19 protein-coding genes are annotated in these 24,057 nt (G+C 48.1%); 6 read left to right on the forward strand and 13 right to left on the reverse strand.

Going from position 1 to position 24,057, the window contains the following annotated elements:
* Positions 1-60 precede the first annotated feature (60 nt).
* Positions 61-699: a hypothetical protein gene (locus AC6I1F_RS07670; protein ID WP_160334686.1), complete on the forward strand. Its 639-nt coding sequence runs from the start codon at positions 61-63 to the stop codon at positions 697-699.
* Between the two features lie 101 nt (positions 700-800).
* Positions 801-2,450, forward strand: a complete 1,650-nt coding sequence (locus tag AC6I1F_RS07675; protein WP_160334687.1) for a formate--tetrahydrofolate ligase — start codon at positions 801-803, stop codon at positions 2,448-2,450.
* Positions 2,451-2,469: 19 nt separating this feature from the next.
* On the opposite strand, the gene AC6I1F_RS07680 is transcribed toward AC6I1F_RS07675, so the two are convergent.
* Entirely contained in the window at positions 2,470-3,774 is a 1,305-nt protein-coding gene (locus tag AC6I1F_RS07680; protein WP_160334688.1) for an MFS transporter, read from the reverse strand.
* 1 nt (position 3,775) lies between these two features.
* On the reverse strand, positions 3,776-4,711 hold the full coding sequence (locus tag AC6I1F_RS07685; protein ID WP_160334689.1) for a histone deacetylase family protein: 936 nt from the start codon (positions 4,709-4,711) through the stop codon (positions 3,776-3,778).
* Positions 4,712-4,887: 176 nt separating this feature from the next.
* On the opposite strand from AC6I1F_RS07685, the gene mltB reads away from it, so the two are divergent.
* Positions 4,888-6,072: a lytic murein transglycosylase B gene (gene mltB / locus AC6I1F_RS07690; RefSeq protein WP_160334690.1), complete on the forward strand. Its 1,185-nt coding sequence runs from the start codon at positions 4,888-4,890 to the stop codon at positions 6,070-6,072.
* Between the two features lie 62 nt (positions 6,073-6,134).
* Here mltB and AC6I1F_RS07695 read toward each other — a convergent pair whose 3' ends face one another.
* From AC6I1F_RS07695 to AC6I1F_RS07705, 3 genes are all read right to left on the reverse strand, one after another.
* Positions 6,135-7,187, reverse strand: a complete 1,053-nt coding sequence (locus AC6I1F_RS07695; protein ID WP_160334691.1) for a type II asparaginase — start codon at positions 7,185-7,187, stop codon at positions 6,135-6,137.
* 134 nt (positions 7,188-7,321) lie between these two features.
* Entirely contained in the window at positions 7,322-8,035 is a 714-nt protein-coding gene (locus AC6I1F_RS07700; RefSeq protein ID WP_160334692.1) for a fumarylacetoacetate hydrolase family protein, read from the reverse strand.
* Between the two features lie 32 nt (positions 8,036-8,067).
* Positions 8,068-8,670, reverse strand: coding sequence for a DUF2939 domain-containing protein (locus AC6I1F_RS07705; protein WP_290150523.1), 603 nt, complete (start codon positions 8,668-8,670; stop codon positions 8,068-8,070).
* A 270-nt stretch (positions 8,671-8,940) separates the two neighbouring features.
* Here AC6I1F_RS07705 and AC6I1F_RS07710 point away from each other — a divergent pair, with 270 nt between their 5' ends.
* On the forward strand, positions 8,941-10,746 hold the full coding sequence (locus tag AC6I1F_RS07710; protein ID WP_160334694.1) for an FAD-dependent oxidoreductase: 1,806 nt from the start codon (positions 8,941-8,943) through the stop codon (positions 10,744-10,746).
* Positions 10,747-11,605: 859 nt separating this feature from the next.
* Here AC6I1F_RS07710 and nfsA read toward each other — a convergent pair.
* From nfsA to argH, 4 genes are all read right to left on the reverse strand, one after another.
* Positions 11,606-12,343, reverse strand: a complete 738-nt coding sequence (gene nfsA, locus AC6I1F_RS07715; protein WP_289168661.1) for an oxygen-insensitive NADPH nitroreductase — start codon at positions 12,341-12,343, stop codon at positions 11,606-11,608.
* Between the two features lie 89 nt (positions 12,344-12,432).
* Entirely contained in the window at positions 12,433-13,854 is a 1,422-nt protein-coding gene (locus tag AC6I1F_RS07720) for a lyase family protein (RefSeq protein ID WP_251569833.1), read from the reverse strand.
* A gap of 16 nt (positions 13,855-13,870) precedes the next feature.
* The gene (locus AC6I1F_RS07725; RefSeq protein ID WP_289168662.1) at positions 13,871-15,199 is read right to left on the reverse strand and encodes a lyase family protein; all 1,329 of its coding nucleotides are present in this window, start codon (positions 15,197-15,199) and stop codon (positions 13,871-13,873) included.
* 52 nt (positions 15,200-15,251) lie between these two features.
* Positions 15,252-16,760, reverse strand: coding sequence for an argininosuccinate lyase (gene argH / locus AC6I1F_RS07730; RefSeq protein WP_497801714.1), 1,509 nt, complete (start codon positions 16,758-16,760; stop codon positions 15,252-15,254).
* Positions 16,761-16,914: 154 nt separating this feature from the next.
* Between argH and AC6I1F_RS07735 the strand changes: the two genes are divergently transcribed.
* Complete coding sequence (locus AC6I1F_RS07735) at positions 16,915-17,973, forward strand: LysR family transcriptional regulator (RefSeq protein WP_304625106.1); 1,059 nt, start codon at positions 16,915-16,917, stop codon at positions 17,971-17,973.
* Positions 17,942-18,736, forward strand: coding sequence for an alpha/beta fold hydrolase (locus tag AC6I1F_RS07740; RefSeq protein ID WP_251569829.1), 795 nt, complete (start codon positions 17,942-17,944; stop codon positions 18,734-18,736). The genes AC6I1F_RS07735 and AC6I1F_RS07740 overlap by 32 nt, the downstream gene beginning before the upstream one ends.
* A 16-nt stretch (positions 18,737-18,752) precedes the next feature.
* Here the strand turns inward: AC6I1F_RS07740 and AC6I1F_RS07745 are convergent, their stop codons facing one another.
* The 4 genes from AC6I1F_RS07745 to AC6I1F_RS07760 all read right to left on the reverse strand — a co-directional run bounded on the left by AC6I1F_RS07745 (position 18,753) and on the right by AC6I1F_RS07760 (position 24,043).
* Complete coding sequence (locus AC6I1F_RS07745) at positions 18,753-20,063, reverse strand: anaerobic C4-dicarboxylate transporter family protein (RefSeq protein WP_251569828.1); 1,311 nt, start codon at positions 20,061-20,063, stop codon at positions 18,753-18,755.
* Positions 20,064-20,620: 557 nt separating this feature from the next.
* The gene (locus AC6I1F_RS07750; protein WP_251569826.1) at positions 20,621-21,586 is read right to left on the reverse strand and encodes a LysR family transcriptional regulator; all 966 of its coding nucleotides are present in this window, start codon (positions 21,584-21,586) and stop codon (positions 20,621-20,623) included.
* Positions 21,586-22,632, reverse strand: a complete 1,047-nt coding sequence (locus tag AC6I1F_RS07755) for a threonine aldolase family protein (protein ID WP_289168665.1) — start codon at positions 22,630-22,632, stop codon at positions 21,586-21,588. The genes AC6I1F_RS07750 and AC6I1F_RS07755 overlap by 1 nt, the downstream gene beginning before the upstream one ends.
* A gap of 43 nt (positions 22,633-22,675) precedes the next feature.
* Complete coding sequence (locus AC6I1F_RS07760) at positions 22,676-24,043, reverse strand: lyase family protein (RefSeq protein ID WP_289168666.1); 1,368 nt, start codon at positions 24,041-24,043, stop codon at positions 22,676-22,678.
* Positions 24,044-24,057: the final 14 nt, after the last annotated feature.

Raw genomic sequence — 24,057 nt, forward strand, 5'->3', positions numbered from 1 at the left:
CTCTCAAAGATAGTGTAAATTTAAGGCTCTTCAAAACTCAATATACAAGAGCATTGGTTCATGGCGAAGAAAAGTGATCTTAAAACTAAAATTGACGGTCTGAACAGGGCCTTTCAGTTCTATTACAAAGCCAACAACAATACGCTCAGAAAAGCCTCAGACTTTTACCTGCCGTTTATTTTCGGAAGAAAAAAACGCATGGCTGAATTTAATGCTCAGTACATTCCGCTCAGCGTCGCGATGTTCCTGGAAGGTGTTCGCAACACCACCGCTAAAATGGAAGGAGCGCCCGACGTCGAACTGATTGAGGCACTGAAAGAAAAACTTCTGCCTAAAGTCTATAAAGATGACTTTGATAAATACTGGAACGTCATAGAGAGCGAGCTTGAAATTAATCCTGAAGAGCCTAAAGCTATCTCGGTTGCGCTCACCAACCTCTTCATGTTCCAAATTTTCGGACCGGGTTCAAGCGATCCGAATCCGTACAACCAAAGTTCGGACCGTCATCAAGTCGCTATCGAATTTCAGCTCGGAAAGATTCTCTATCAGTATGCGCGCAGCTCCCGAGTTGTGCTCGAAAAAATCAAGGATCCGAACTACAACGCTGCTGTGATCCCGACCGCCGCCGAAACAGCGGCCGCTGAGGCCGAAAAGCCGAAAGATGCGCCCGAAAACGCTGAGGAGAAATCCGTGAAATAACTGATTAAAGAGGTCTGAATGTTTTCAGGCCTTTTTGTTTTACCGTTTAACCGCTTTTGAATGTTTAAAATTTCGCTAACCCACTTGACTCAAGGACAGACATGCTGACTGATATCGAAATCGCGCAACAAACCACGCTTATCCCGATCGACAAGCTCGCCCATGAATACGGTCTTAAAGACGATCAATTCATCCCTTACGGCCGTGACAAGGCAAAAGTCGCCATTGACACCTCCAAGGCCAAAGGCAAGCTCATCCTCGTGACTGCGACTTCCGGTATGCCTGCGGGCTCCGGCAAGACAACCACCTCCATCGCGCTTGCTCAGGCCTTTAAGAAACTCGGAGAAAAAGCCTGCCTTGCGCTCAGAGAACCCTCTCTCGGACCATCCTTCGGTATGAAGGGCGGTGCCGCAGGCGGCGGATACTCTCAGGTTGTCCCGATGGAATCCATCAATCTGCACTTCACCGGCGACTTCCACGCCATTACCGCCGCGAACAACCTCTTGGCCGCATTAATTGACAATGCCCGTCATCAGGGACAGGCCGATCTCAAAGAAATTTCCTGGAGACGCGTTCTGGACGTCAATGACCGTATGCTTAGGAATATCGTCACAGGTCTTGGCGGCTCCGCTAACGGTATCCCGACGGAAACCGGTTTTGACATTACAGCTGCTTCCGAACTGATGGCGATTATCTGTCTTGCCGACGGGGAAGAAGATCTGCGTGTCAGACTTGACCGTCTCGTTGTCGGCTACAAGAGAGACGGCTCGGCATACACCTGCAAAGAACTCGGCGCCACAGGCGCTCTGATGGCGCTTCTCAAAGACGCCATGCTGCCGAACCTCGTTCAGTCGATTGAAGGCGTTCCCGCTTTTGTTCACGGCGGCCCGTTTGCCAACATCGCGCACGGCTGCAACTCGGTTGCCGCCACCCGCGCCGCTATGACCATCGCTGACTATGCGATCACGGAAGCAGGCTTCGGCAGCGACCTCGGCGCAGAAAAGTTCTATGACATCAAATGCCGTATGAACAACCTGCACCCGGACGCCACCGTGCTCGTCACATCGCTCCGCGCCCTCAAGTGGCACGGCGGTGTCGCCCTTCCTGAAATCGGCAAAGACAACATGGACGCTCTGATCAACGGACTGCCCAACCTGAAAGCGCATATCTGCAACCTGAAACGCTTCGGTCAGCAGGTTGTCGTTTCTCTCAATCATTTTGCCAATGACAATGAAGAGGAAATCGACGTTGTTCGTAAAGAGTGTCTCGCTCAGGGCGCCCGCTTCGCGGTTTCCGACGGCTTTGCCAAAGGCGGCGAAGGCGCTGTTGACGTCGCCAAAGAAGTGATGGCTGCGGTCAAAGAAGGCTCAGGCCCCCTCAATTTCGCCTACGGTCTCGATGAATCGATCGAAGAAAAGATTCAGGACATCAATACCAAGGTTTACGGCGGTAAAGATGTTTCCTACTCTTCAGCTGCGCTCAAAGACATCGCGAAGATCAAAGCACTGAATATGGGCTTTGAGAAGCTTCCGATCTGTATCGCGAAGACTCCTTTCTCTATGTCTCACGATCCTGATCTGAAGGGCGCTCCGCAGGGCTTTACGCTTCCGGTTCAGCGCGTCATTCTGAACGCCGGCGCGGGCTTCCTCGTTGTCACCACCGGCGCCATCATGAGAATGCCCGGACTTCCGAAGAAACCGGCCGCTTACTCAATCGACGTTGTTGACGGCAAAATCACAGGTCTCAGCTAATTCCTTCTAAATAGGCCGATCAAAGCTCCGAACTAATGTTCGGGGCTTTTTTTGGCAGCCTGACCATGCGAAGCACGATAAGACCGAAGACAAAATAAAGCGTGGTCACCAAAATCGCGGTACGCTGATCCCCGTTTGTAAGCCAGGTCACGAGACCGTATGTAATCGGTCCGAGGATATTGGCGCCCCACACCGCGATGTTCCAAACAGAGTAAAACTTCGCAAGCTGTCCTTCAGGCGCAAAGACCGCGACAGTTGCCCTGCCCGCCGCCTGGCTCGAACCCATGGCTATTCCGGCCAAATTCGCAGCAAACCAGAAAGAAGCGGCAGAAGTCGAAAACGCCGCAGTCACACCCATGACAATCCATAGGAAAATGGTCAGCGCAAGCGTTTTGCGATGCCCGATCCGATCTTGTACATAACCGAAAAAGAATGCGCCGACTGCAGCTGTGATGTTGACAACAAGAATCAGTGTAATCGTCTGAGCGGTCGTGAACTTCATCACCAGTTCCGCATAAACCGCTGACAGTGTCACAACCACGGCAATACCTGCCTGATACAAAAGTCCGCAGAGACAGAACTTCAGAAATTCCGGACTTTCTTTAAGCACCGCAAAACTGCTTCGCTCCTTCGCCCATAAATTCTTTACAGTCTTCTCAAATGAAAGACCGGAAGGTTTGGAGCGCTCCTTAACGCACAGCAGCATCGGAAGCGATACCGCCATAAAAATAGCCGCCGTGGAAAGCATGCAGAGCGGAACATAATCCTCTGCGCTTTTACCGCTGTCCTGTGCGGCAAAAACAATCATGAGGCAGACGCCGAGACTGAGGATACCGCCTAAGTAGCCAAATCCCCATCCCCAGCCGGACACTTTTCCGAACGCTTCCGGTTTTGCGAGTTCGGAAAGAAATGCGGAATTCAGCGACACTCCTGCGTTAAAAGCGGTATTCGAAAGCACAATCAGCAGAACCGCCAGCGCGAGCGAACCCGTGTGCGTGAAATAAAGCGCTGCGGTACAGATCACACAGATCAAAGTCATAACCGTGAGCCAGAAGCGCTTATTTGCCGAAGCGTCCGCTGCAGAGCTGACTATTGGTATGACAAGTATGGAGAAAATATTTGAAAGCGTAATCGTAAGCGTCCAGGCAAGTGTTGCCCATACCGCGTTTTCGGCCACTACAGAAACAAAATACGCGTTATAGACGGCTGTAAGCACAACCGTGGTATAGCCGGAATTGGCAAAATCATAGGAAGCCCAAGCGAGCACCTCCGAGCGGGAGACACCGTCCCGCAGGTAGCTGTGCTTTTGTTTTTGGGCTGTCAATTTATTTTTCCGTCGATGCAATCTGCATAATGAAGGCCGCGCAGCTTCGCGCCAAAGACGAAATGTTGTAGCCGCCTTCCAGAACTGCGGCAATTCCGCGGCATTCGGGAATTTCTTCCAATATCCAGGAGAAGCGCCGCCCTAAGAACGCGTAATCACGCTCCACCATTAAAAGCTGCGCCTGATCTTCTTCGCGATGCGCGTCAAACCCGGCTGACACAATCAGCAGCTCCGGTTTGTATTCCAGAAGTTTCGGCACCCAGACTTCATCCATGGTTCTTCTGAGCGCGATCCCTTCCGTTCCCTCCGGGAAAGGTGAATAAATCGCGTTCGGCGGCGCGTGATGAATATGCGCATACGGGAAAAGTGCCTGCTGGAACCCGTCAAGAATCAGAACGTCTTCTCTTCCGCCGAGAATATTGCAGGTACCGTCCGCGTGATGGACATCGAAGTCAGCAATCGCAACGCGCTTAAGTCCGTACTGACCGATCGCATGCAGTGCGGCGACGGCCGCATTGTTTAAAAAGCAGAATCCGCCCGAATGGTCTCTGTGCGCGTGGTGTCCCGGAGGACGCACTGCGCAGAAGGCCTTTTTAAAGTCGCCTCTGCAAATATCATCGACTGCCGCGCATGCCGCGCCTGCCGCATGCTGCGCCGCCTCCCATGTAAAAGGATTCATGGAAGTATCGACGTTCACCTGCGCAAGTCCCTCCTTAGGAGACTTGTTTGAGAGAAATCTGATGTAATCCTCGTCGTGCGCGGCCAAAAGATCCGTCAGTGCTGCAACAGGCGCCTGCTTCTGCTCAAGCAGGGTCAGCGCGCCGCTCGCAAAAAGCAGCTCGTTGATCTTTTCCAGTCTCACCGGGCTTTCCGGATTGGTCAGCCCCATCCGATGCTTCAGAAAAGAGTCGTGCGTGTAGAGAACAGTATCTGACATAAAGTTTTACTTGGTCTTTTGCTCCATTTTAATGGTCATACAGTCCGATATGGAAATTTCTTGTTCCATAAACATGCGATATCTGAAAGAAGCATTTCGGTATGTAACCAATAGGCTGCGGCAAACGCCGCAGCCGCTCTTTTTGGGGTAACCTTAGGAAATTGACGGAGGACTTTATGTACAGACGACCTTTCATTCTTGCAGGCATAGCGGGTATGTCCGTTTTTTCCAGCTTGTCTCTCGCACAGTCTATGTCTTCTACAGCTGCTGAAAAAAGGATGCTGTACAGCCAGCGGCCTGAAGTCAAGAAGTTCATTAAAGACGTTTCTGCCCGACGAGGCCTTGATGAAGAATGGGTTGCCGCGGTCTTGGATCAGGCAACCTATCAGCCCAAGATCGAGCGGCTGATGACACCGAAACCCGCGCCTAAAAACACTAAGGACTCCCGTAAGGACTGGGAAAAATACAGAAATATCTTCCTCGGTCAGCACCGTCTGAATCTCGGAATGAAATTCTGGCAGGACAACAAGCAGTACCTGGATAAGGCTCAGGAAATCTACCACGTCGACCCGGCCGTCATCATCGGCATTATCGGTGTTGAAACCCGCTACGGCGAAAATACCGGTTCCTGGAAAGTGCTTGACTCTTTGGTCACGTTAAGTTTTGACTATAAGAGACGCGCGGACTTCTTCAAAAAAGAACTGGAAGAATTTCTGGTCATTCTGCACAAAAATGACTTAAAACCCTTTGAGGTTGAAGGCTCTTACGCAGGCGCAGTCGGTCTGCCCCAATTCATGCCGAGCTCTATTAAACGCTTCGGCGTGGACTTTGACGGAGACGGCAAGATTGATATCAACCATTCCACTGCTGACACGATCGGCTCCATCGCCAACTACCTGAGTAAACACGGCTGGGTTGAAGGTCTGCCCATGGTGATTGAAGCGGACATTACGGATGAGCAGGCCGCAAAATTCGGAGGCGGCACAAATCCTCGCTTTAAATGGTCCTCGCTTCTCAAGAGCGGTGTTAAGCCCTTGGATAAAACCGCGCATTATCCGGCTGATATGCCCGTCTTTATCGTCGACTTCCCCTATTACATTCCGGGTTCTCTCGATTACACCAAACTTTATCGAATCGGCACAAAGAATTTCACATCGGTACTGCGCTACAACAGCAGCTATTTTTATGCAGGCGCTGTTCTGGAACTCGGAACGGCGATTGCCGAACTGATGGACTACCCGGGGCTGATTGACGGCGAGAAGCTGCTTCCGCCTCATTTAAAACCGGCAGCCTCGCCGAATCCTTCAGATGGAATCAAAGAAACGGTTACGCCGCTGAATCCGCCTAAGACGGCCGGTTAACAGGAAAGCCTCGAATCTTTTGCAGATTACGAGGCTTTTTCTTTGGCTAAGCAGATAACCGATTAGTACTCTTCGAACATTCTCTGAATTTCTTTCGGATCGCTGGTCTTGGTCAGTGCAAGCTGAAGCAGCAGACGCGCCTTCTGCGGATTCAGCGTATCGGATTCGAGAAGGCCGGCTTCCGTGTATTTCGGAACGGACACTGTCGTCGCACCGTTGGGCACGCGGGCGCTTCTGACAACGACTGTGCCATTGGCTGCAGCTTTCTTCAGCGCTTCAAAGGTCGGATCGGCGATAGAACCGTTGCCTGTACCTGCGTGAACAATACCTTTTGCGCCGGCTTTAAGCGCGGCTTCGGCCATAACCGGATCATCATCGATATGAGAGTAGATGATGTCCACGCGCGGCAGTGTGTCGAGCTTGGAAACATCAAATTCGCTATTGACGGTATGGCGCTTGGTTGACTCTTTGTAGAAACGGATCTTGCCGCCGCTGATATAGCCGAGAGCGCCGAGTTCAGGAGATTTAAATGTCGAAACGTTGGTGGTATTGGTCTCAGTAACGTCGCGAGCACCGTTAATCTCGTCATTCATGACAATCATGACGCCTTTGCCTTTTGCTTCTTTAGAAGCTGCGACGCGGACCGCTTCGAGAAGGTTCATCGGACCGTCGGCAGAAATCGCTGTCGCAGGACGCATCGCGCCAACCAGGATGACAGGTTTATCGCTCTTAGCGACCAAATTCAGGAAGTAAGCGGTTTCTTCAAGCGTATCGGTTCCGTGCGTAATAACAATACCGTCTGTTTTAGGATCGGCAAGCAGCTCATTGACGCGCTTTGCGAGCTTGAGAAGTGTCTTGGTATCCATGTTGTTGGAAGAAATCTTCACAATCTGCTCTCCGGACACATCGGCGTAGTCCTTCATTGCGGGCACTGCCTCGATCAGAGTCTGGATTCCGAGGTCGCCGGCCTTGTAACCTGTCGTCTGAGTGTTCGAAGCCGCGGTACCGGCAATCGTTCCGCCGGTAGCAAGAATCTTAACCGCAGGAAGGTCCGCAGCGAATACGGCTGTAGCAGTAAAAAGCGCAGCAGACAGAAGAATTTTTCTGAAAGACATTTTCTCTCCTTGATATAAGTTTTTAAAAATTAACCCTCCCGCGAAGCGTAACTGCAAACCCCAATAAAATCAAGGTCAGCTAAAAAAATTACCCAAGAAAAAACCTGACCGTTTAAAGATCAGGTTTTATGTGTTTAAGGAGCGACCATCTTCGCTTTGAAGGTTCCGGCGCCGTTGATGCCGCCTTCAAAACTCTGCCCTTCTTTAATCGGTCCGCTTCCCGCCGGAGTTCCTGTATAGATCAGGTCGCCTGCGGTCAGACGCCATGACTCGGAAAGCTCGGAAATAATTTCCGGAATTTTCCAAATCATCCGATCCGTATTGCCTCTCTGACGTTCCTGATTATCCACGTAGAGCCAAATCGAAAGATTATCCGGATCCGGCATACGGCGCTTATCCTTAATCTCAGTAACGAGCGCAGAATAATCAAAACCCTTCGCTTTTTCCCACGGCTGACGGTTTTCTCTCACGTACTTCTGCCAATTGCGGCGCGTAAACTCAACGCCGGCGGCATAGCCGAAAATATATTTTTCTGCTTCTTCCGGTGTAATCTTCCCAACCTTCGGAGCGGTCTTTCCAATCGCGACCACCAGTTCAACTTCAAGACAAAGGTTATCTGTATCTCGGGCATACGGAATTTCAACTTCTTTTCCCTCACGGCAGACCACTAACGCATCTGCAGGCTTAGAAAAAAAGAACGGCTTTTCACGGCCTTCCGAACCGACCTCTGCGACATGATCGGCGTAATTGGCGCCAACACAGTAAACCCGATGTACAGGAAAATAAATGTCCTTCTCACCGGAAACCGGCACTGCAGGCACTAAGGCCTGCGGAAATAAAAACGGCATGATTTGTTTCCTTCTTATCCAACAGCGTTAGTCTAAGACGAAAAAGGAAGCAGAATGTTGTTTACCTGCCAGCTGAAAAATCCAATCCTTTCCATCGATATGAGAACTTTCTCTGCCGATTTATCTCGATTTTGGAGCTCGATTTCGAACTGATATAGGTTGTCTCCGTAATGTTCGCTCAGTTTGTAGCGTGCATCCATCGGTTTTCCTGAAACATCAGAGGGCTTCATCAAGTCGATATTGATGCCGGCAGCAGCCAAAGCTGCTTCAGCGGCCTTTCCGTCCGCAGTCATCTCTTTAGAACTGACTTTACCGCTTCCAAGCAGAGCCGCAATCCCCTGGGACGTAACAATTTCGTCCACAAGACGGTTAGAAAGATCGTTAGCGGCATCCGCTCCGTTTGCACCGTCTTTTTCCATTAAACCCACATTGATCTGATTTCTGAGCTGCCGGCTAAGGTTTGCGCGCAGCGCCGGAAAATCAATAAACGAAGTCAGCTGTTCAGCCTTGCCCTGCTCTGCCGCTTCAAGGATTCTGTCCGCTGCTAAATACGGTGTCGCAAACCAATAAGCGGTCATCCCGCAGCAAAAAAGAATCAGCAGAAGTTTTCCAAAATTTCTCTTAATAAATTCCATGATCAGACCCCTGTTGCTCGTTGAATAAATTCTATAAAGCCCTGAGTCCGTGGAACTTTTACAACCTCAAAATAAGAATAATGAATGCTCGCTTCTCTCCGCACGCACATCCGTCTGAATCCTATGAAAGCAAATTATTAATTGATTTAATTTCAAATGACTACTTTAATTTTTCATCGCACTGCCAACCTATCTCTCATCCGAACAGATTAAGTACTAATAATAGTTTTACAATTCATTACATTACTCAACCAACAGGAGATTACAAACATGAATTTCAAATTTCTTGTAACTGCAGCAGCCGTTTCTATGGCGCTTTCCTCTGTTGCTCAGGCAGCAGTCGAAGACGGCACTTATGAAGGAAGCGCAAACGGTAAAAACGGTCCTGTCACTGTTGCCGTTACGATGAAAGCAGGCAAGATCGCCGACGTTAAAGTTGTGAAATCCGGTGAATCCGCCATGATTTCCGATGTCGCGATCGCCCGCGTTCCGGCCGAAATCGTCAAGAATCAGTCTCTTCGCGTCAATAATGTTTCCGGCGCCACTTTAACGAGCATGGCCATCCAGGCAGCCGCCACCAACGCCGTTAAGGAAGCCGGCGGCAAACCGAGTGATTACTACAAAGCACCGACAAAGAAAGTCGCGAGCAACATTGACGTCGAGTACAAGACCGCGGTTGTCGTGGTCGGCTCCGGCGCGAGCGGCATGGCTGCCGCTGTCCGCTCCCAGCTGAACGGCAACCCGACCATCCTGATTGAAAAAATGCCGTACATGGGCGGCGACACTATTCTTAACGCCGGTACGCTTATCGCCACGGGTTCCCGCTATCAGCGCGAAGTCATGAAGGAAGATAAGGACTCTCCGGAACTGGCGTACAAAGACATCATGCATGTCGGCAAAAACAAGAACGATCCGGTTCTCGTCGGCATGGTCAGTAAGAAAGCCGGTAAGGTTGTTGACTGGCTGATCGATGACCTGAAGATCCCGTATGGACCTGCCGCCACTCAGTATCCCGATCACTCCGCTTCCCGTCAGCTCGGTGTCACCGGCCGTTCTCCGAACTTCATCCGCACAATGGCGGATATCTTCACCAAAAACGGCGGCAAGATCCTGATGGAAACAAAAGCCACCTCTCTGATCTATAAGAACGGCCGCGTCCGCGGTATTACTGCCGTCAATTCCGACGGCGACAAGATCACCATTCTGGCTAAAGAAACAATTCTTGCGTCCGGCGGCTTCGGTGCCAACACCAAGATGCTTCCTCCGACACTCAAAGGCTATCTCTTCTACGGCCTCAACAGTGACGAAGGCCAGGGCTATGAAATGGCACGCAAGATCGGCGCTCAGAACATCAACATGGACCTCGTTAAGGTCTATCCGCAGGGCGTTGAAACCGAGCCGAATCACGGTCTGGCTGCAACCGCAAGCTCTACAGCGACAATCAACGACACCGGCGCGATCTACGTGAACAGCAAAGGCAAACGTATCATCAATGAACGCGCAAGCCTTGGCGAACTGACCGACATCACAGTCGCTCAGCCCGACAAGATTATGTATCTCGTCATGGATAAGACCGGCTACGACCGCTATCTCGATAAGAGCCTTGAGGACAAACTCGTTCCTAATGAGGATGTTCTGCGCAAATGGCTGAAGATTGAAAACAACGGCCGTCCGATCATGGTCGAGTCCGACAGCCTTGCTGACGCCGCTAAGGTCATGGGCATCGATCCTCAGGGTCTTGAAGCCACAGTCAAACAGTGGAACAAGATGGCTGAAGAAGGTAAGGATACGGAATTCAATCGTCCTAATCCGAAAGCCATTCTTAAAGCGCCCTACTACATCGTTGAACAGAAGCCGCGCTTTGCAACAACGCTTGGCGGCTTAAAAGCCAACGCCGATATGCAGATTCTCGGTAAAGGCGGCAAACCGATTCCGGGCCTCTTCGGTGCAGGCTGCGTTGTGGGCGGCGCCAACGGTGCTGACTCTATGACCGCGATGATGAACTCCTGGGCCATCATTTCCGGCGTGGACGCTGCAGACGCTGCAACCGCTGCGATCAAAGGCAAGAAGAAGTAATCTTTTGACTCGCTGTTAGTATTAAGGCCGCGGTCCCAAAGACAGCGGCCTTTCTTATTGCCTTACAAAGCAAAGCGCCTAAAAGGTCAAGCGAAGCAGATTCAGAATTTTCTCCTTACTAAGAGCTTTGACCGCGTTACTACCTTTAAGCAGCTTTCTTTCTGTCTTGCAGAGTTAGAGAATTCTTTCTTCAACCGTGTGTTCTGAGCTTGTAAATACCGTATTAAAAGAAGCAGCGTTAATCTTTCGATTGTTTTTAATACAGATAACTCCGAAACTTTATTAGCGTAGCGGCTCTGACCAGCCGTCCGGTGACATGTAACAGGGGCTTAGATCTCCGATCGGCGCAGTGCCATCCTTCTTTTTTATCCCAATTTCATACTTCACGCCATTTTATTGACGGCGATTTCGCTCGAAGAATCCTTGGATATCAGTGGTTCCTGCTCAAGAAAATTTAAGAATACAAAGAGCCGCAGTTACCGGAATGGCTGCACTGTAAAAAATCTTCAGTCCATCTTCTGTGCACCGAGTCGAATTTTGCAGCGTCTCTAACGGTTTCAGAGCGGTGTAAATACCGCTAAAGAAACGAGCTCGGCGTACGTATTCTTCTCATTCACAAAGCCATACAACTGACACAGTTTATGACTGAATTATTTACCCGACAGGGTTAAAGTACCACCTAGGTATTGATTGGATTGAGGTCATGCCTGCCAAGCGTGAGAAGGGGCGCTTGGCTGTTTATGCTAATGTTTGTGATTCTGAGGTTGTAGCCACCGCGTTTTCCTCCTATGTCGCGGAAGTGCTCCCTCTCTCATCTTTGTTTAGCTGCTCCGGCGTGTTCGTCACGCCGGAGATTTTTTTACTTCAAATCCCAGCCTTTGCCCTGCACGTAATCCTTCATATACGTGCGTCTTTCCTTCTTCATATAGCCGATCATATTCTCAGTCCAATCCACGTTTTTAGCGTTGGAGCTTCTGGATTCGTAGTATTTGCGCATCAACTCGTTATAGCGCTTCATTACTTCGGGATCAGGCTCACGATAGCTGTTTTCCATAAACGTGACGGCAGCCGGCATACGCGGTTTAAGACCCGCATGCTCAGCCGGATGACCAAACGCAAGCCCAAATACCGGGAACACGTTTTTCGGCAGCGCTAAGAGACGATCGATTTCCTGGATGCCGTTGCGGATACCGCCGATGTAGCAGCCGCCCAAGCCTAAAGACTCCAATGCGGCAAAGGCGTTCTGCGCCATAATGCCCGCATCCTGAATGCCGACAAGAAATTGTTCATTCCAGCCTAAATCCGATTCGGGAAATTCCACCTGATTGCGATGGTAGTCTGCACAGAAAATCCAGAGTTCCGGCACCTGCGCAACATGTTTCTGGTTACCGGCAAGCACCGCAATCTTTTCCTTAAGCGCCTGATCCGTAATACGGATGATCGACGTAACTTGAAGAAAACACGAAGTAGATGCACTCTGAGCCGCTTTAAAAATCGCCGCGATATCTTCGTCAGAAACTTTTTCATCAGTAAATTTTCGGCATGATGCATGGTTCAGCATCGTGTCGATCGTCGGATTTCGAGAGTACTTTTCCATCTTTTTCTCCTTTACGCTAAGAACGATTCAATCCTAAACAGAAAAAAGGCCCGATCCGAAAACCGAGCCTTTAAAACTAAGAAAAAATTTTAAACCGAACGGTAAGACTTATATTTTTCAAAAAGCGCTTCCATGCTGTCTGGATCTGTCAGATTCACAACATCGAAGAGCTCATCCAGTACCGAATCCGGGAGTACTTGAAGTTGTTTTGCCGCTTCCTTGCAGGAGATATTTTTCTCAATCGCAAGCTTCGCAACTTTTGTCCCTGCTTCGTAACCCAGCACTGTACTGATCATCGTCGAGTTAGATGCTGAGCTCTCAGCCATATGTCTGCAAAGTTCGGCATTCACTTCAATCTTCGGCAAAATTTCTTCTGACAGCGTCTTCATCGCATCAACCATCAGCTCCCTGCTATTAATCATCGAGCGAAGTGGGATGCTTGAGCAGGCGCCTAGATCCAGCCAGCCGTTCTTTAGACCATAGAGAATTGCAGTATTATTAGCGCTTACTTGATTGCAGGCCGCAATAACCGATTCCAAACCGTTGTAGGCGTAACGCTGCGGATAATTTTTCTGCTTCTGATCCGAACTCTTTAAAGAAATCTCTCTTAATCCGGAGTTAGGGCCGCTTGCCATAAGCCTTAAGTCTCTCGCTAATTTCCACAACTGCGAACTTAATGCGACCACTTGACCGTGACAGGCAATAAGATCATCCAGCGCCATCATACCGTCAACCAGATCACCGTAGCTTTCAATGGGACGTCCTAGAACATCAGATAAATGTTTATTGATTTTCTGACGGAAACCCGGAAGACAGCCCATGCCGGTTCCAACTGCAGTGCCGCCTAAGCACGAGTGATTCCAATGTTTCTGCTCAAATTCCAACCGATTGAGCGATCTTTCCATGCCATGGGCAAAAGCATTAAATTGCTGCCCTAACGTAATCGGAACAGCATCCTGAATACCGGTACGGCCCATTTTAATGACAGTGGAAAATTCACAGCCTTTTTGCTTTAACACTCGAATCAGTTCTTTTGCCGCCTCAATAATGAGAGTTAACTGGTCGTAAACGACAAGAGTTTTTGCTGTCGGAATCACATCATTACTCGACTGAGCCATATTGACATGGGTACTCGGATGCACTTCTCCCGTCTTGTTACCGGTCAGAATTTCGTTGGCTCGATGCGCGATAATTTCATTGACGCCCGCATTCAGCGGTGTGCCGGATCCTCTAAAGATGTTGACCGGTAAGTTGAAATCAAATTCACGATTCATCATCTCCCAGCCGGCTTTTTCAATTGCCTTTTCCTTCTCCTCGTCCAGAGCTCCGATTTCCAGATTGGCACGAGCGCAAGCAATCTTGATCTGAACAACCGCATCAATAAACGGAGGAAAATCCTGAAGTGTTAACGGACCAATATCAAAAGCCTGTCGATTTCTTTCGGTCTGGATACCATAATAATGTTCGTCTGCAATATCCATGCAGCCGAGAGAGTCATGCTCTTTTCTCATTCTTTTCTCCAGTTACTTAGTATTTACCGAAATATTCTTTAAGGGCTTCCGGATCTTTGAAGCGCGAAAGATTAAATAAGTCGTGTATTTCTTCCGCGGACGCAATATTTAAGCGTTCTGCCGCTTCAGAAATTGATGTTTGCTCTCGCTCTGACATTTCTCTGACCAGAGATGCTGTTTCCTCCCCAAAGCGTGCGCGAACCAGTGCGATGAGAGAAGCAGAATTGATCAAATGTTCCTCGCACTGAGCTTCTTTCACGGACACACCGGAGACACATTTAACAACAAAACGCTCACATCCGCGCCCAATGATCTCTATAACTTCGGAAGCGGCAAAGTACGCATTGCTCAAAGATGCGCCCAGATCGATATCTTCTTCAATGGCAGAAAACATAACAAACTGATCTGTCCCCATTGTTTGATGGAAAATCTGAAGCATCAATTCAGGCATACTCGGGTTTATCTTTCCAGGCATGATAGTTGAACCGGGGGCAATCGCCGGAAGAGACAGCTCTCCTATACCGCATCTCGGACCGGACGAATAAAGATAGAGATCGTTGCCAATCCTTGCCATGTTTAGCGCAATTGCTCTCAGACAGCTGATCAGATACACATATCTGTCATTGCCTTCCAAGACTTCTAATGCTGCTGAGCTTGCGACGACTTCGTCCGAAGTTTCAGGGCCGTGGAGGTCCAAGCCGGTAATTTTTCTCAATTCGTTGACAGCATTGCTCGCAAAACCCGGTTTGGAGACCGTGAATTGATCAATGGGCGTGACGCCTAAATTGACTGTCAAAAATCCCTGCTGAGCCCTTTTTAATTCTTCATAGCTTCTGCGCAGCCGCAGATACATTGCTCCGAATACAGCACCCCACGTTACGGGAAGTGCTTCCTGCATATGCTGTCGACCGACATGCAGCATATCTTCAAACTCGACAGCCTTATCGCGAAGTGTTTGAAGGAGGAACTCTATACCTTTTTTACTGTCATTAATTTGCCTGAAGATCGCAATATTTTGAGCTGTATTAAGAACATCCTCTGCACTTTGGCAATTATTGACAAGATCGGCAGAGAGTCCGCTTTTTTCTGCGAAGTAAGCATTTACAGCTTCATTAAAAGACAAACCATCAACAGCCCATGCTTTGATCTGCCGAAATTCAGGTTTGGAAGGACAACAGATCAATTCATCACAGAGCGATATGATCTTTTCTACAGATGCCTCATCTATTTCACCGATTTTTAGATTGGCAATTGCAGAAGCTTTTTTGATTTCCCCATAGGCTTTCAGCAGCTGAGGAAAATCAAACAAACTTCTTCTTGTAAAACTTGGCGTTAAGTTTGACATAGGGTTATTAGCCGGCTTTAGGGTCGCCGGCTAATCCAAAAAATGTTATTGCTTATTGTTCAACAGTAGCGGCAGCTTCTTCCAGGCTCTTCTTGGCTTTGGCGAGCTGTTCCAAACGTGTAGCCAAAACTTCATCATCCGCATCAATCTGTTTTTCAAGAAGATCGAGCTGACGTGCAACTTCTTCTGCCGATGTACCGCCGATGCACTTCTTAGCTTCTGCGATACGACTCGGATCAAGGGCCTCTTTAATCAGTTCATCGCTGAGTTTCGTTTCAAAATTGAAGAACTCTTGCGCAGTTTCATTCACGAGCTCTCTATTGATATGAGAGCTGTCGAGACCTTTATCACAGAGTTTAGCAACAACGGCTGCGACAACGTGATGAGCTTCTCTAAACGGGACGTTGTCATATCTGACAAGATAATTGGCAAGTTCTGTCACAGTACAGAAGTTTCTCAGCGCATTGTTTCTCATGCGGTCTTTACGCACGGTTAACGTTCCGATGGTAATCGTTGCAAGCGTAAAGTCAATTTCCATGTCGTGCATCGCCTCGAAAAGATATCGAGTCGATTCAACGCTGGTGTCCTTGCTATGAGAATAAATAATGTTCTTCATACAGGAGTAGATACCTACGACAAAACCTTCCATATGTCCGGCCAGTCCCTTCATGTGTTCTAAAGTAAAGGGATTCTTCTTCTGGGGCATGATGGAAGAACAAACAGCGCAAGAGTCATCAACTTCAATATATCCGTATTCCGGTGTAGACCAGATATAGAGGTCAAACGCCAGACGGCTCATCGTATCGCTTGCCATAGCAAGAGTCACGACAGTCTCAAGTGCATAGTCACGGGAAGCCACACAATCAATAGAATTCTGAATCGGACCGTTAAAACCCAAGAGCTTCGCTGTGTAATTTCGGTCGATATCGTAAGAAGTGGAACCCATTGAACAGCCGCCTAACGGACATAGGTTCAGCCCTTCCCAAACATTGGCATAGCGCTGATAGTCTCTCTGAAGTCCGGAAAGAACCGCTGAAAAGTAATGCGCCAGAGAAACCGGCTCAGACGGCTGCATGTGCGTGTAGCCGGAAAAAACGGCATCATAATTTTGTCTGGCAAGATCCAAGATGGTTCTTCTCATCTTGTTAAACAAGCCGGCCAACTGGAGATAATATTTTCTGGTGTCCATGCGAACGACCGTTGCGCCTAAGTCGTTTCTTGAACGAGCCGTATGCTGCTGACCGCCCACTTCCATTCCGACCATCTTAATCAGACGACCTTCAAGATTTGTGTACAGATCTTCAATGTTTTCCGAGAAATCCGGAAGAATACGGTTTGCCTGAATTTCATCAGTCGCCTTGAGGATTTTCTTTGCCACTTCCTTGGAGATAATGCCTTGTTTACACAGCATAAGGACATGGGCTCGATTAATATCAAGCATCGTGTCATAGGAATGATCAAAGTCCGAACGAGCAATAGGATCATTGATGTACTTTACAATCTCTGCAGCCAGAGGCTTTGAAATTTTTCCACGCGAAAAATCTGTTTTATTAGCGGTCATTTTTTCTCCTTAATCTATTGGGAATTTAACTGTCAGTTGGAACTCTCCGTATTTCTACGTACCCCAAGAGCTGAGAATATTTTCGGCTTTTATCTGAAAACCGCCTAAATATATTCATAATAGGAATGATTATTTTGCATAGAAGGATTTAAGGATGAGCCCCACCCAATCCCCCAGGTCATATCTCATTACCGATACCATTGATCTGCTCATACAATTGGAACGAACGCACTCCTTCACGGAAGCCTCCATGTCCCTAGGCATATCTCAGTCTATGGCCTCGCGAAAACTGTCCGCTTTCGAGGATAGCTTAGGCTGCACGGTAATTGACCGCTCGAGCCGCCCGGTGCGTCTGACTCCGGAAGGGCGAAGAATTCTTAAATCTCTGGCTCCTCTCGTCGACACCATCCCGGAGCTTCTCGATTCATTGAGGGCAGAAAACCTAATAAGAAGAGAACTGCGGTTGGGAATTCTGGATTCCTTCACACGAGACATCTGCGCAAAACTAATTAAAACAATAGATCAGCAGCTGAAGCACTGTTCGGTTCTTTCAGGCACAAGTGATCATCTTCAAAGTCGTTTCCGGAGTGATGAGCTCGACATTTTTGTTTCTTCGGACCCCTGCTTTAACTTTGACAATGTCAGACGGAAATTTCTCTACAATGAACCCTCGCTACTGGTTTATCCTGCGTCCATGGAGTTTCCCGAGAAGAACATTGAATGGTCAACCCTTCAGTTCTGCGGAATTCCATTCATTGGTTTAAGCAACGGGAGCGGCGGAGGAAAGCTGTTCGACAACTTTATCCTTTCTCATAACATACCGATATGCCAGAAGTACAAAGTTGACGGCGTTTGTGTCCTTTTAGAGCTGGTAAATGAAGGTATGGGCTGGTCAATTGTCAGACCGGCCGGACTCGTTCAGCACAAAAAGTTTCTCAACAACATCAAAGTGGCGCCAATGCCCAAACCCCTCCTATCAAGAGAAGTTTATCTTATTTCCAAGAAATCTTTTTCCTACGAGCTCTATCAGTCGGTGTATTTCTCCCTGGCTCAGCTGATTCGTGATATTTTGGCGCCCAAAACAATTGCGTTGGCTCCTTGGTTAAAGGATGATCTGTTGATCGTCGACCCTGCTACCGAAAAAAAGAAACCATTCTCAGAATTTATCGCTGATCAAAAAGATGAAATTGGATGTTATAAAGCAATTAGCTGACGGTCTGTTTTTTGAACCTTCAGATTGTGTCGCATGGTCACCCGCTCACTTCAATTTGAAATACAGAAAAGAAAGGACCTCATGCTGTGGCTTCAATGCGGAGCTTCTGAATGTCTCATTAGTCGATACTCCAAATGATGCACCTCAAATCGTATATTTCTATGACGGAACTGGAAACGCGTCGACTCATTTAACAGAAGTTCTCGGACTTGCAGAACTTAGAGCTCAAGTACTTCTTTATGATCTTCCCGGTTTTGGAGCGATTGATGGCGGTCTAAGCCTATCTTCTTACCTAAAAAACTCAGCTCAGCTTTTTGAACATTTGTGTACAAGCAGCAAAATAACTCAGCCTGCCCTTCTTTGCGGCGATTTTATCGGTTCGGCCGCAGCGCTAAATATTGCTTCACTTTACCCCGGTTATGTTAGAGGACTTGTTCTCAACAATCTATTTTCCGGTTATAAAAGTCACCTAATTTCCAGATACGGCCCCGGCGCAGGACATCTTATTTATAACTTTCTTATGTCACAGCCTGCAGACCCGGCTACGCAGCTGGCTTCTCTTAACAACATCCGAACTTTGGTAACGTACCGGCCTAACGGGAAGATTCAAAAGTCTGAATTTCTGCAGATTAAGCGACTTTACGCTGATGCCGTTTCTTTCATTGACCTCTCAGACTCAAGAAATGCAGAAGATCACTCAAACGTAAAAAAACAGATCACCGAAATGCTTTATAGCAGCGGTGATCTGTCGAAAGATGCTTAATTGCTTAATTTACTTTTTATAAAAGTATTTTTGAGAGGCCTAATCCGATAAGCGTTGCAGAAGTTGTCGCAACCAGGACCGGAACCATGAAGGAGTGGTTCAGTACGTATTGACCGATTCTGATTGTTCCTGACTGGTCGAACTGCATTGTCGAAATGACAGGACCGCTCGCCGGGAAGAATGATGTGCCATTAACGCTCGGGTACAAACCAACGATCGTAGCCGGAGAGAGACCGAGAGCGATACCGATCGGCATAATTGCTCGAACAGTTGCCGCTTGCGAAGCCAGGAACGAAGAGGCAAAGAAGCAGATAATCGCAAAGAGAAGCGGATAATTCTGGAGATACTGACCCATACTTGCAATCCATGCAGCTTTATGAGCGGAAATAAAAGTATCTGCCATCCATGCCAGGCCGAAAATTACGATGATTGCAGAGATACCGGCGCGCAGAACAGATGATTCAAGCGCCTTCTTCATATTCGGTCTGCAGATCACGAGAATGAGGAATGCCGCAGCAAGCATAGACATCTGAAGGAATACGCCCATGCCGATCGGTTTACCGGTAGATGGTGTTCTGATTTCCGGGAAGAAGCCTGCAACTACAGCGAATACAACACCAAGGACGAAGATAACGGCTGACCAAGCGGCTGTTCTTGGAAGCTCTTTATGCTCGATCGGAGCCGGCGGTAAAACTAAACCTTTTTTCAGGCGTTCCTGATATTCAGGGTCATCGTCCAGTTCTTTTCCGTAGAAGGACATGACAGCGGATGTGATCAAAACAGCGCACAGTGTTGCCGGAACTGTAACCATCAGAATTTGACCAAGAGTCATCGTCGAACCGCTGGAGGTCAAAAGACCGAGCAGCGCGGCCGTACAGGCGGCAACGGGAGATGCAACCAAGGACTGCTGAGCAGCAACCGCCGAAACGGTCATCGAACGTTCCGGACGAACCTTGGAGGAGTATGAAACTTCATAAATAACAGGCATCAAGGCTTGAACGATGTTTGCGGTGCCTGCTAAGAAAGAGAAAAACCATGTAACAAGAGGCGCAATGAATACGATTCTTTTTGGATTTGCTCTGATGATTCTTTCAGCAATGCGGACCATGCAGTCAATTCCCCCTGCAGCCTGCATGGTTGAAGCTGCAATAACAACGGCGAGAATAATCAAAATGACATCCACCGGAGCGCCTGTCGGTTTTAAACCAAAAACCAGATTTAAAACCATCAAGCCGCCACCGCCGCAAATGCCCAGTCCAATATTGCCAAATCGGACCCCTAATACTACTGCTCCTATTACTACTAATGCTTGCAGGAATACATCCATTTGAATCTCCTTGTGTGAGGTTTATTTTTCGGATTAATCTTCCAACGTTTGCAGATTGAGGTCATATATATTGCTTATAGCGCAATTTAATTATGCAAAAATAGTCTTTTCTGCCCGACTGTGTTTAATCCGGTTCCGGTGGATCGAACCGTTCTTGTAATTGATCAGACAAAATCCTGCCTGTAACGGAACGTTCGGAGTTGCTTCAATCTTCCAGATAATCGCCTGAAATCATTGAACTTAGTCGACAAGTTAGGTTTCTTAGATCTCAAGGCTGATTCAACATCGAAGAGAATCGCTGATACACCGGCTCTATGCGTGAGTCGCGCCTATTCGTTCTTAACAGGCGTTGAATCGATCTCTATTCTTTGTCTGTTGACTAAAGTTGATCACTTATTGTCAAACATATCGGCATCCATTCGGAACCTTTCTGTCAATTCGATATCGATACACAACATGAAAACAGATGCGGCTGCAAGAATAACTGCAGCCGTCAGAGGGAAATCATGTATCCGCACTAAGGCAGCGATACAAACGAAACGACAGGCGATAAACTGTCATTCAGGCCTGCGCATATGACACTGCTTGGCTAGATTAGGCATCACTTTCTGCATTTCAGGCAGGATGTTGTCTTCATAGACAGTGCATATAGTCGCCGCAATTTCATTGAAAAGTTTTATAGGCAAGTCCTCACGACCGAGCAGATAAATCGATCTTTCAATCCCCGGGGACGGCAGCGGAGAAAAATTCAGCTTAGAAAAATATTCCGGATGGCAAACCAAACTCAGCGGACTTGTAATACTCCAACCAACATTGTCCGAAACAAGCTGAAGTTTGATTATCAGACTATCGCAAACTAGGTTCCCGGTTAAAGCAATCCCAGACGTGAGAAGGAAGCTATGCAACAGTTTGCCTCTTCCGCTTTTCCCGTACGAATTGATAAACGGGAAATTGCAGAACAGTAAATGATTCCAACTCGGTGCTGTACTGTAGAACTCGATACTTCTAGGAAAGATCGCAATAGAAGGCTCCCTAATCAGCAGCAATCTTCGGTACTCACTGTTCTCCAGACTGGGATCGGATGAGAGGATCACATCAACTTCCCGTTTTGCCAGTCTTTCCAAAAGACGGTCAGAGCTGCCGGTCAAACAGGTAATTGAAGAGGCGGAACTCTTAACTCTTTCAATAAACTTCGGAACAACAGACAAAGAAAAGCTGTCGAGGAAACCAATCTTAAGATCAGGATGTTTGGCATTGCTCTCCTTGAATGCCTCAAGCGCATCTTTCGTGATCACATGCGCTGGTTTTATCTTGCGATAAAGCGCCTTCCCCTCAGGCGTCAGAACCATCGGTTTGCAGGTTCTGTCAAAGAGGTTGGCGCCTAAAGAGTCTTCGAGCCTCCGCAGTGCGCGAGACGCCGCGGACGCGCTCAGTCCATAGGCTTCGGCCGCTTCCTGAAGCGAAGCGTTCTCGCACATTGCAATAAATAAACTCCACTCTATTTTGTAGATCGATTCCTGCATTATCTCGGCAATTTTTTGATGGTTTCGACAAGGAGCTGAACTGCGGTTTCTTCGGTTGACCATGACGTGCAGAAACGCAGCAAATATTTTGCGGATTCCGTTCGTTTAAGAACTTTAAATCTACAGCACTTCGATAGTTCAGAGAGCTGCCGCTCGTTTACTAAGGGGAAAATCTGGTTTGTCGGCGAGTCGATATACATTTCGACTCCGGAGTCTGTAAAGGCTTTTTGTATCCTCTGCGCTTTATCCACCGCCTCTTTTCCTACCCTGAAATAGAGGTCATCCGTGAAGAACGCTTTAAACGCAGCGCCAACAAGTCTCCCCTTGGCCAACAGCCCCCCACACATTCTTAACGTACCTAAGAAGCGCCTTCTTGCAGCGGCATCCTTTATAACAACCGCCTCACCAATAAGGGCCCCGCACTTTGTGCCGCCAATGTAGAAAGCGTCACTCAACTGAGCCAGATCCGACAATGCCGCATCAGAAACACTCAGGCCGTATGCCAGCCGTGCCCCATCAACATACAAAAAGAGACCGTATTTTCTGCAGACGGAAGAAATTTGTCTAAGCCCCTCCAACGAATAAACCGTTCCGAATTCACTCGGAAATGCCAGATAGACTGCGGCAGGCCTTGTTAAATGCGCCTGCCCAATCGGATCATGACTGAGATAATCGGTACACAGTTTTTCGATGAGAGACGCCTGTATCTTCCCGTCTTTTGATGCCGAGGTCTCGATTTTATGGCCGTGGGCCTCCACGGCCCCCGCTTCTGCTGTAAAGATATGCGCGTCTTCGGATGCTATAACCGATTCGTTGCTGCGAAGCACCGTGGTTAAAACCGAAAGGTTGGCTAATGTACCGCTCGGAAGCCAAAACACCTCGGCTTGGTCATGCGTCAAACTGCAGGCATTCAGGATCAAAGAAGAAGCTTCTTTGCAAATCTGATCCTCGCAGTAACCCGGGAGCTCTTCGTTATTTGTCTCCGTCAATAATTTCAGAATCTCGGGAAGGCAGCCGCCTGTGTAATCACATTGAAACTGGTACATAGCTTCACCTGTCGGTTTTTAGATTTGACTTAAAAATAGTCTCCTAGACTTGGGAGCTGTATGCGTTTCTCATCAGCTGAGAAACTCCGTCGGGCGTCGAAATAAGATCAAGATCAAATGCCATTTTCAGTGAGACCTTTTGCCTGTCCGTCAGTTCCACAAGCGCAGAAGCTGCTTCTAATGTTAAATCCTCTTTCAAAGCAATTTGAAGAATCTCGTCTGCTTTTGCCTCGCCAACCAAACTGCTCACCAAGGTTTCAAATGCGAGCGATCTTGCGGCCTGACTGCGGCAGCGTTCTTTGTTGACGGTGATGCCCGAAAGGACTTTTTCTTTAAAGACATAAGAGGCATCGGACAAGAGCTGGCATGAATTGATAAACGTTTTGAGGGGTAGCGAAGACGGAGAGCCGGTTCCAAGCCATCCGGAATGAATGCCGATACTCATGCCGGAATCATTGGCATAAACCTTATCGCAGATATTCATCATCAGCTCTGAAACGGTCGGATTGATTTTGCCCGGCATGATTGATGATCCCGGGGCCACCGCGGGGAGCACCAGTTCTCTAATGCCCGCCCTTGGACCGGAAGCCAAAAGCGTCAGCGATCTCGCCGCTTTCCACAGTAAAGTTGAAGCGGCCTTCACCTTGGCATGCGCAATCAGATATCTCTGCTGAAAAAGCATTTCCTCATGCCCGGCTAACGTACGAACCGGATATCCGACTTCCTTCTCAAGAAATTGGGCTACAGTTTCTTTAAATTCCGGATGAACGCCAACACCGAGGCCTTGATCCGAAAGACCAAGAAGATTGAACGTCCAATACGCTTTTTCCTCTTCCAACTCCTGAATGATATTGTCAATCGCAGCGGCGTACATTCTGAATTCATCGCCCATTCTCACTGGCAGAGCGTCTTTCAAACCAAGTCTTCCGCATTTGACGACATCAGAAAACTCAGCGCCTTTTTTATTGATTTCCGCAGAAACCACTTTCAAAGCTTTAGCTAAGTTGGCAAGGCACATGTGAACAGCCGCAGCTTCTGCTGTTCCGGTCACATCAACCGTATACTGGTTTATGGAGATCGCTTTAGCGGTATTGGGATCAGCAGATTCCAGATGCTTCGCAATTTCCTCGTCGATGGCCCTATGGGCCGGTTTTCCAATAAACCTAAGAACCGGATAGTGACTTAATCCGTTTGTTCTGATATTTTCTTCCACACGGCTGCAGGCATTAATGATGTTCTGAGCGACGGAGTGCTCAATCAAATGAAGTTTTTCATTTGCAGCTGCGGCCGCTTTTCGGATTTTTAACAAAGCGGAGAGATATTCCGGAAAGTCGGTGATTTTCTCACAGGAAAGAGAAACGACTTTTTCCTCAATATGTTCGGTAAAGAACTTGGAACTATGGTTATTCACTTTTTTCTCCAACT

This window comes from Parasutterella sp. St.1A3 (assembly GCF_059728705.1).

Coding starts and splice junctions, on each gene's coding strand:
- AC6I1F_RS07670 (WP_160334686.1), top strand. CDS start 61: ATGGCGAAGAAAAGTGATCTTAAAACTAAAATTGACGGTCTGAACAGG.
- AC6I1F_RS07675 (WP_160334687.1), top strand. CDS start 801: ATGCTGACTGATATCGAAATCGCGCAACAAACCACGCTTATCCCGATC.
- AC6I1F_RS07685 (WP_160334689.1), bottom strand. CDS start 4,711: ATGTCAGATACTGTTCTCTACACGCACGACTCTTTTCTGAAGCATCGG.
- mltB (WP_160334690.1), top strand. CDS start 4,888: ATGTACAGACGACCTTTCATTCTTGCAGGCATAGCGGGTATGTCCGTT.
- AC6I1F_RS07695 (WP_160334691.1), bottom strand. CDS start 7,187: ATGTCTTTCAGAAAAATTCTTCTGTCTGCTGCGCTTTTTACTGCTACA.
- AC6I1F_RS07700 (WP_160334692.1), bottom strand. CDS start 8,035: ATGCCGTTTTTATTTCCGCAGGCCTTAGTGCCTGCAGTGCCGGTTTCC.
- AC6I1F_RS07705 (WP_290150523.1), bottom strand. CDS start 8,670: ATGGAATTTATTAAGAGAAATTTTGGAAAACTTCTGCTGATTCTTTTT.
- AC6I1F_RS07710 (WP_160334694.1), top strand. CDS start 8,941: ATGAATTTCAAATTTCTTGTAACTGCAGCAGCCGTTTCTATGGCGCTT.
- nfsA (WP_289168661.1), bottom strand. CDS start 12,343: ATGGAAAAGTACTCTCGAAATCCGACGATCGACACGATGCTGAACCAT.
- AC6I1F_RS07720 (WP_251569833.1), bottom strand. CDS start 13,854: ATGAGAAAAGAGCATGACTCTCTCGGCTGCATGGATATTGCAGACGAA.
- AC6I1F_RS07725 (WP_289168662.1), bottom strand. CDS start 15,199: ATGTCAAACTTAACGCCAAGTTTTACAAGAAGAAGTTTGTTTGATTTT.
- argH (WP_497801714.1), bottom strand. CDS start 16,760: ATGACCGCTAATAAAACAGATTTTTCGCGTGGAAAAATTTCAAAGCCT.
- AC6I1F_RS07735 (WP_304625106.1), top strand. CDS start 16,915: ATGAGCCCCACCCAATCCCCCAGGTCATATCTCATTACCGATACCATT.
- AC6I1F_RS07740 (WP_251569829.1), top strand. CDS start 17,942: ATGAAATTGGATGTTATAAAGCAATTAGCTGACGGTCTGTTTTTTGAA.
- AC6I1F_RS07745 (WP_251569828.1), bottom strand. CDS start 20,063: ATGGATGTATTCCTGCAAGCATTAGTAGTAATAGGAGCAGTAGTATTA.
- AC6I1F_RS07750 (WP_251569826.1), bottom strand. CDS start 21,586: ATGCAGGAATCGATCTACAAAATAGAGTGGAGTTTATTTATTGCAATG.
- AC6I1F_RS07755 (WP_289168665.1), bottom strand. CDS start 22,632: ATGTACCAGTTTCAATGTGATTACACAGGCGGCTGCCTTCCCGAGATT.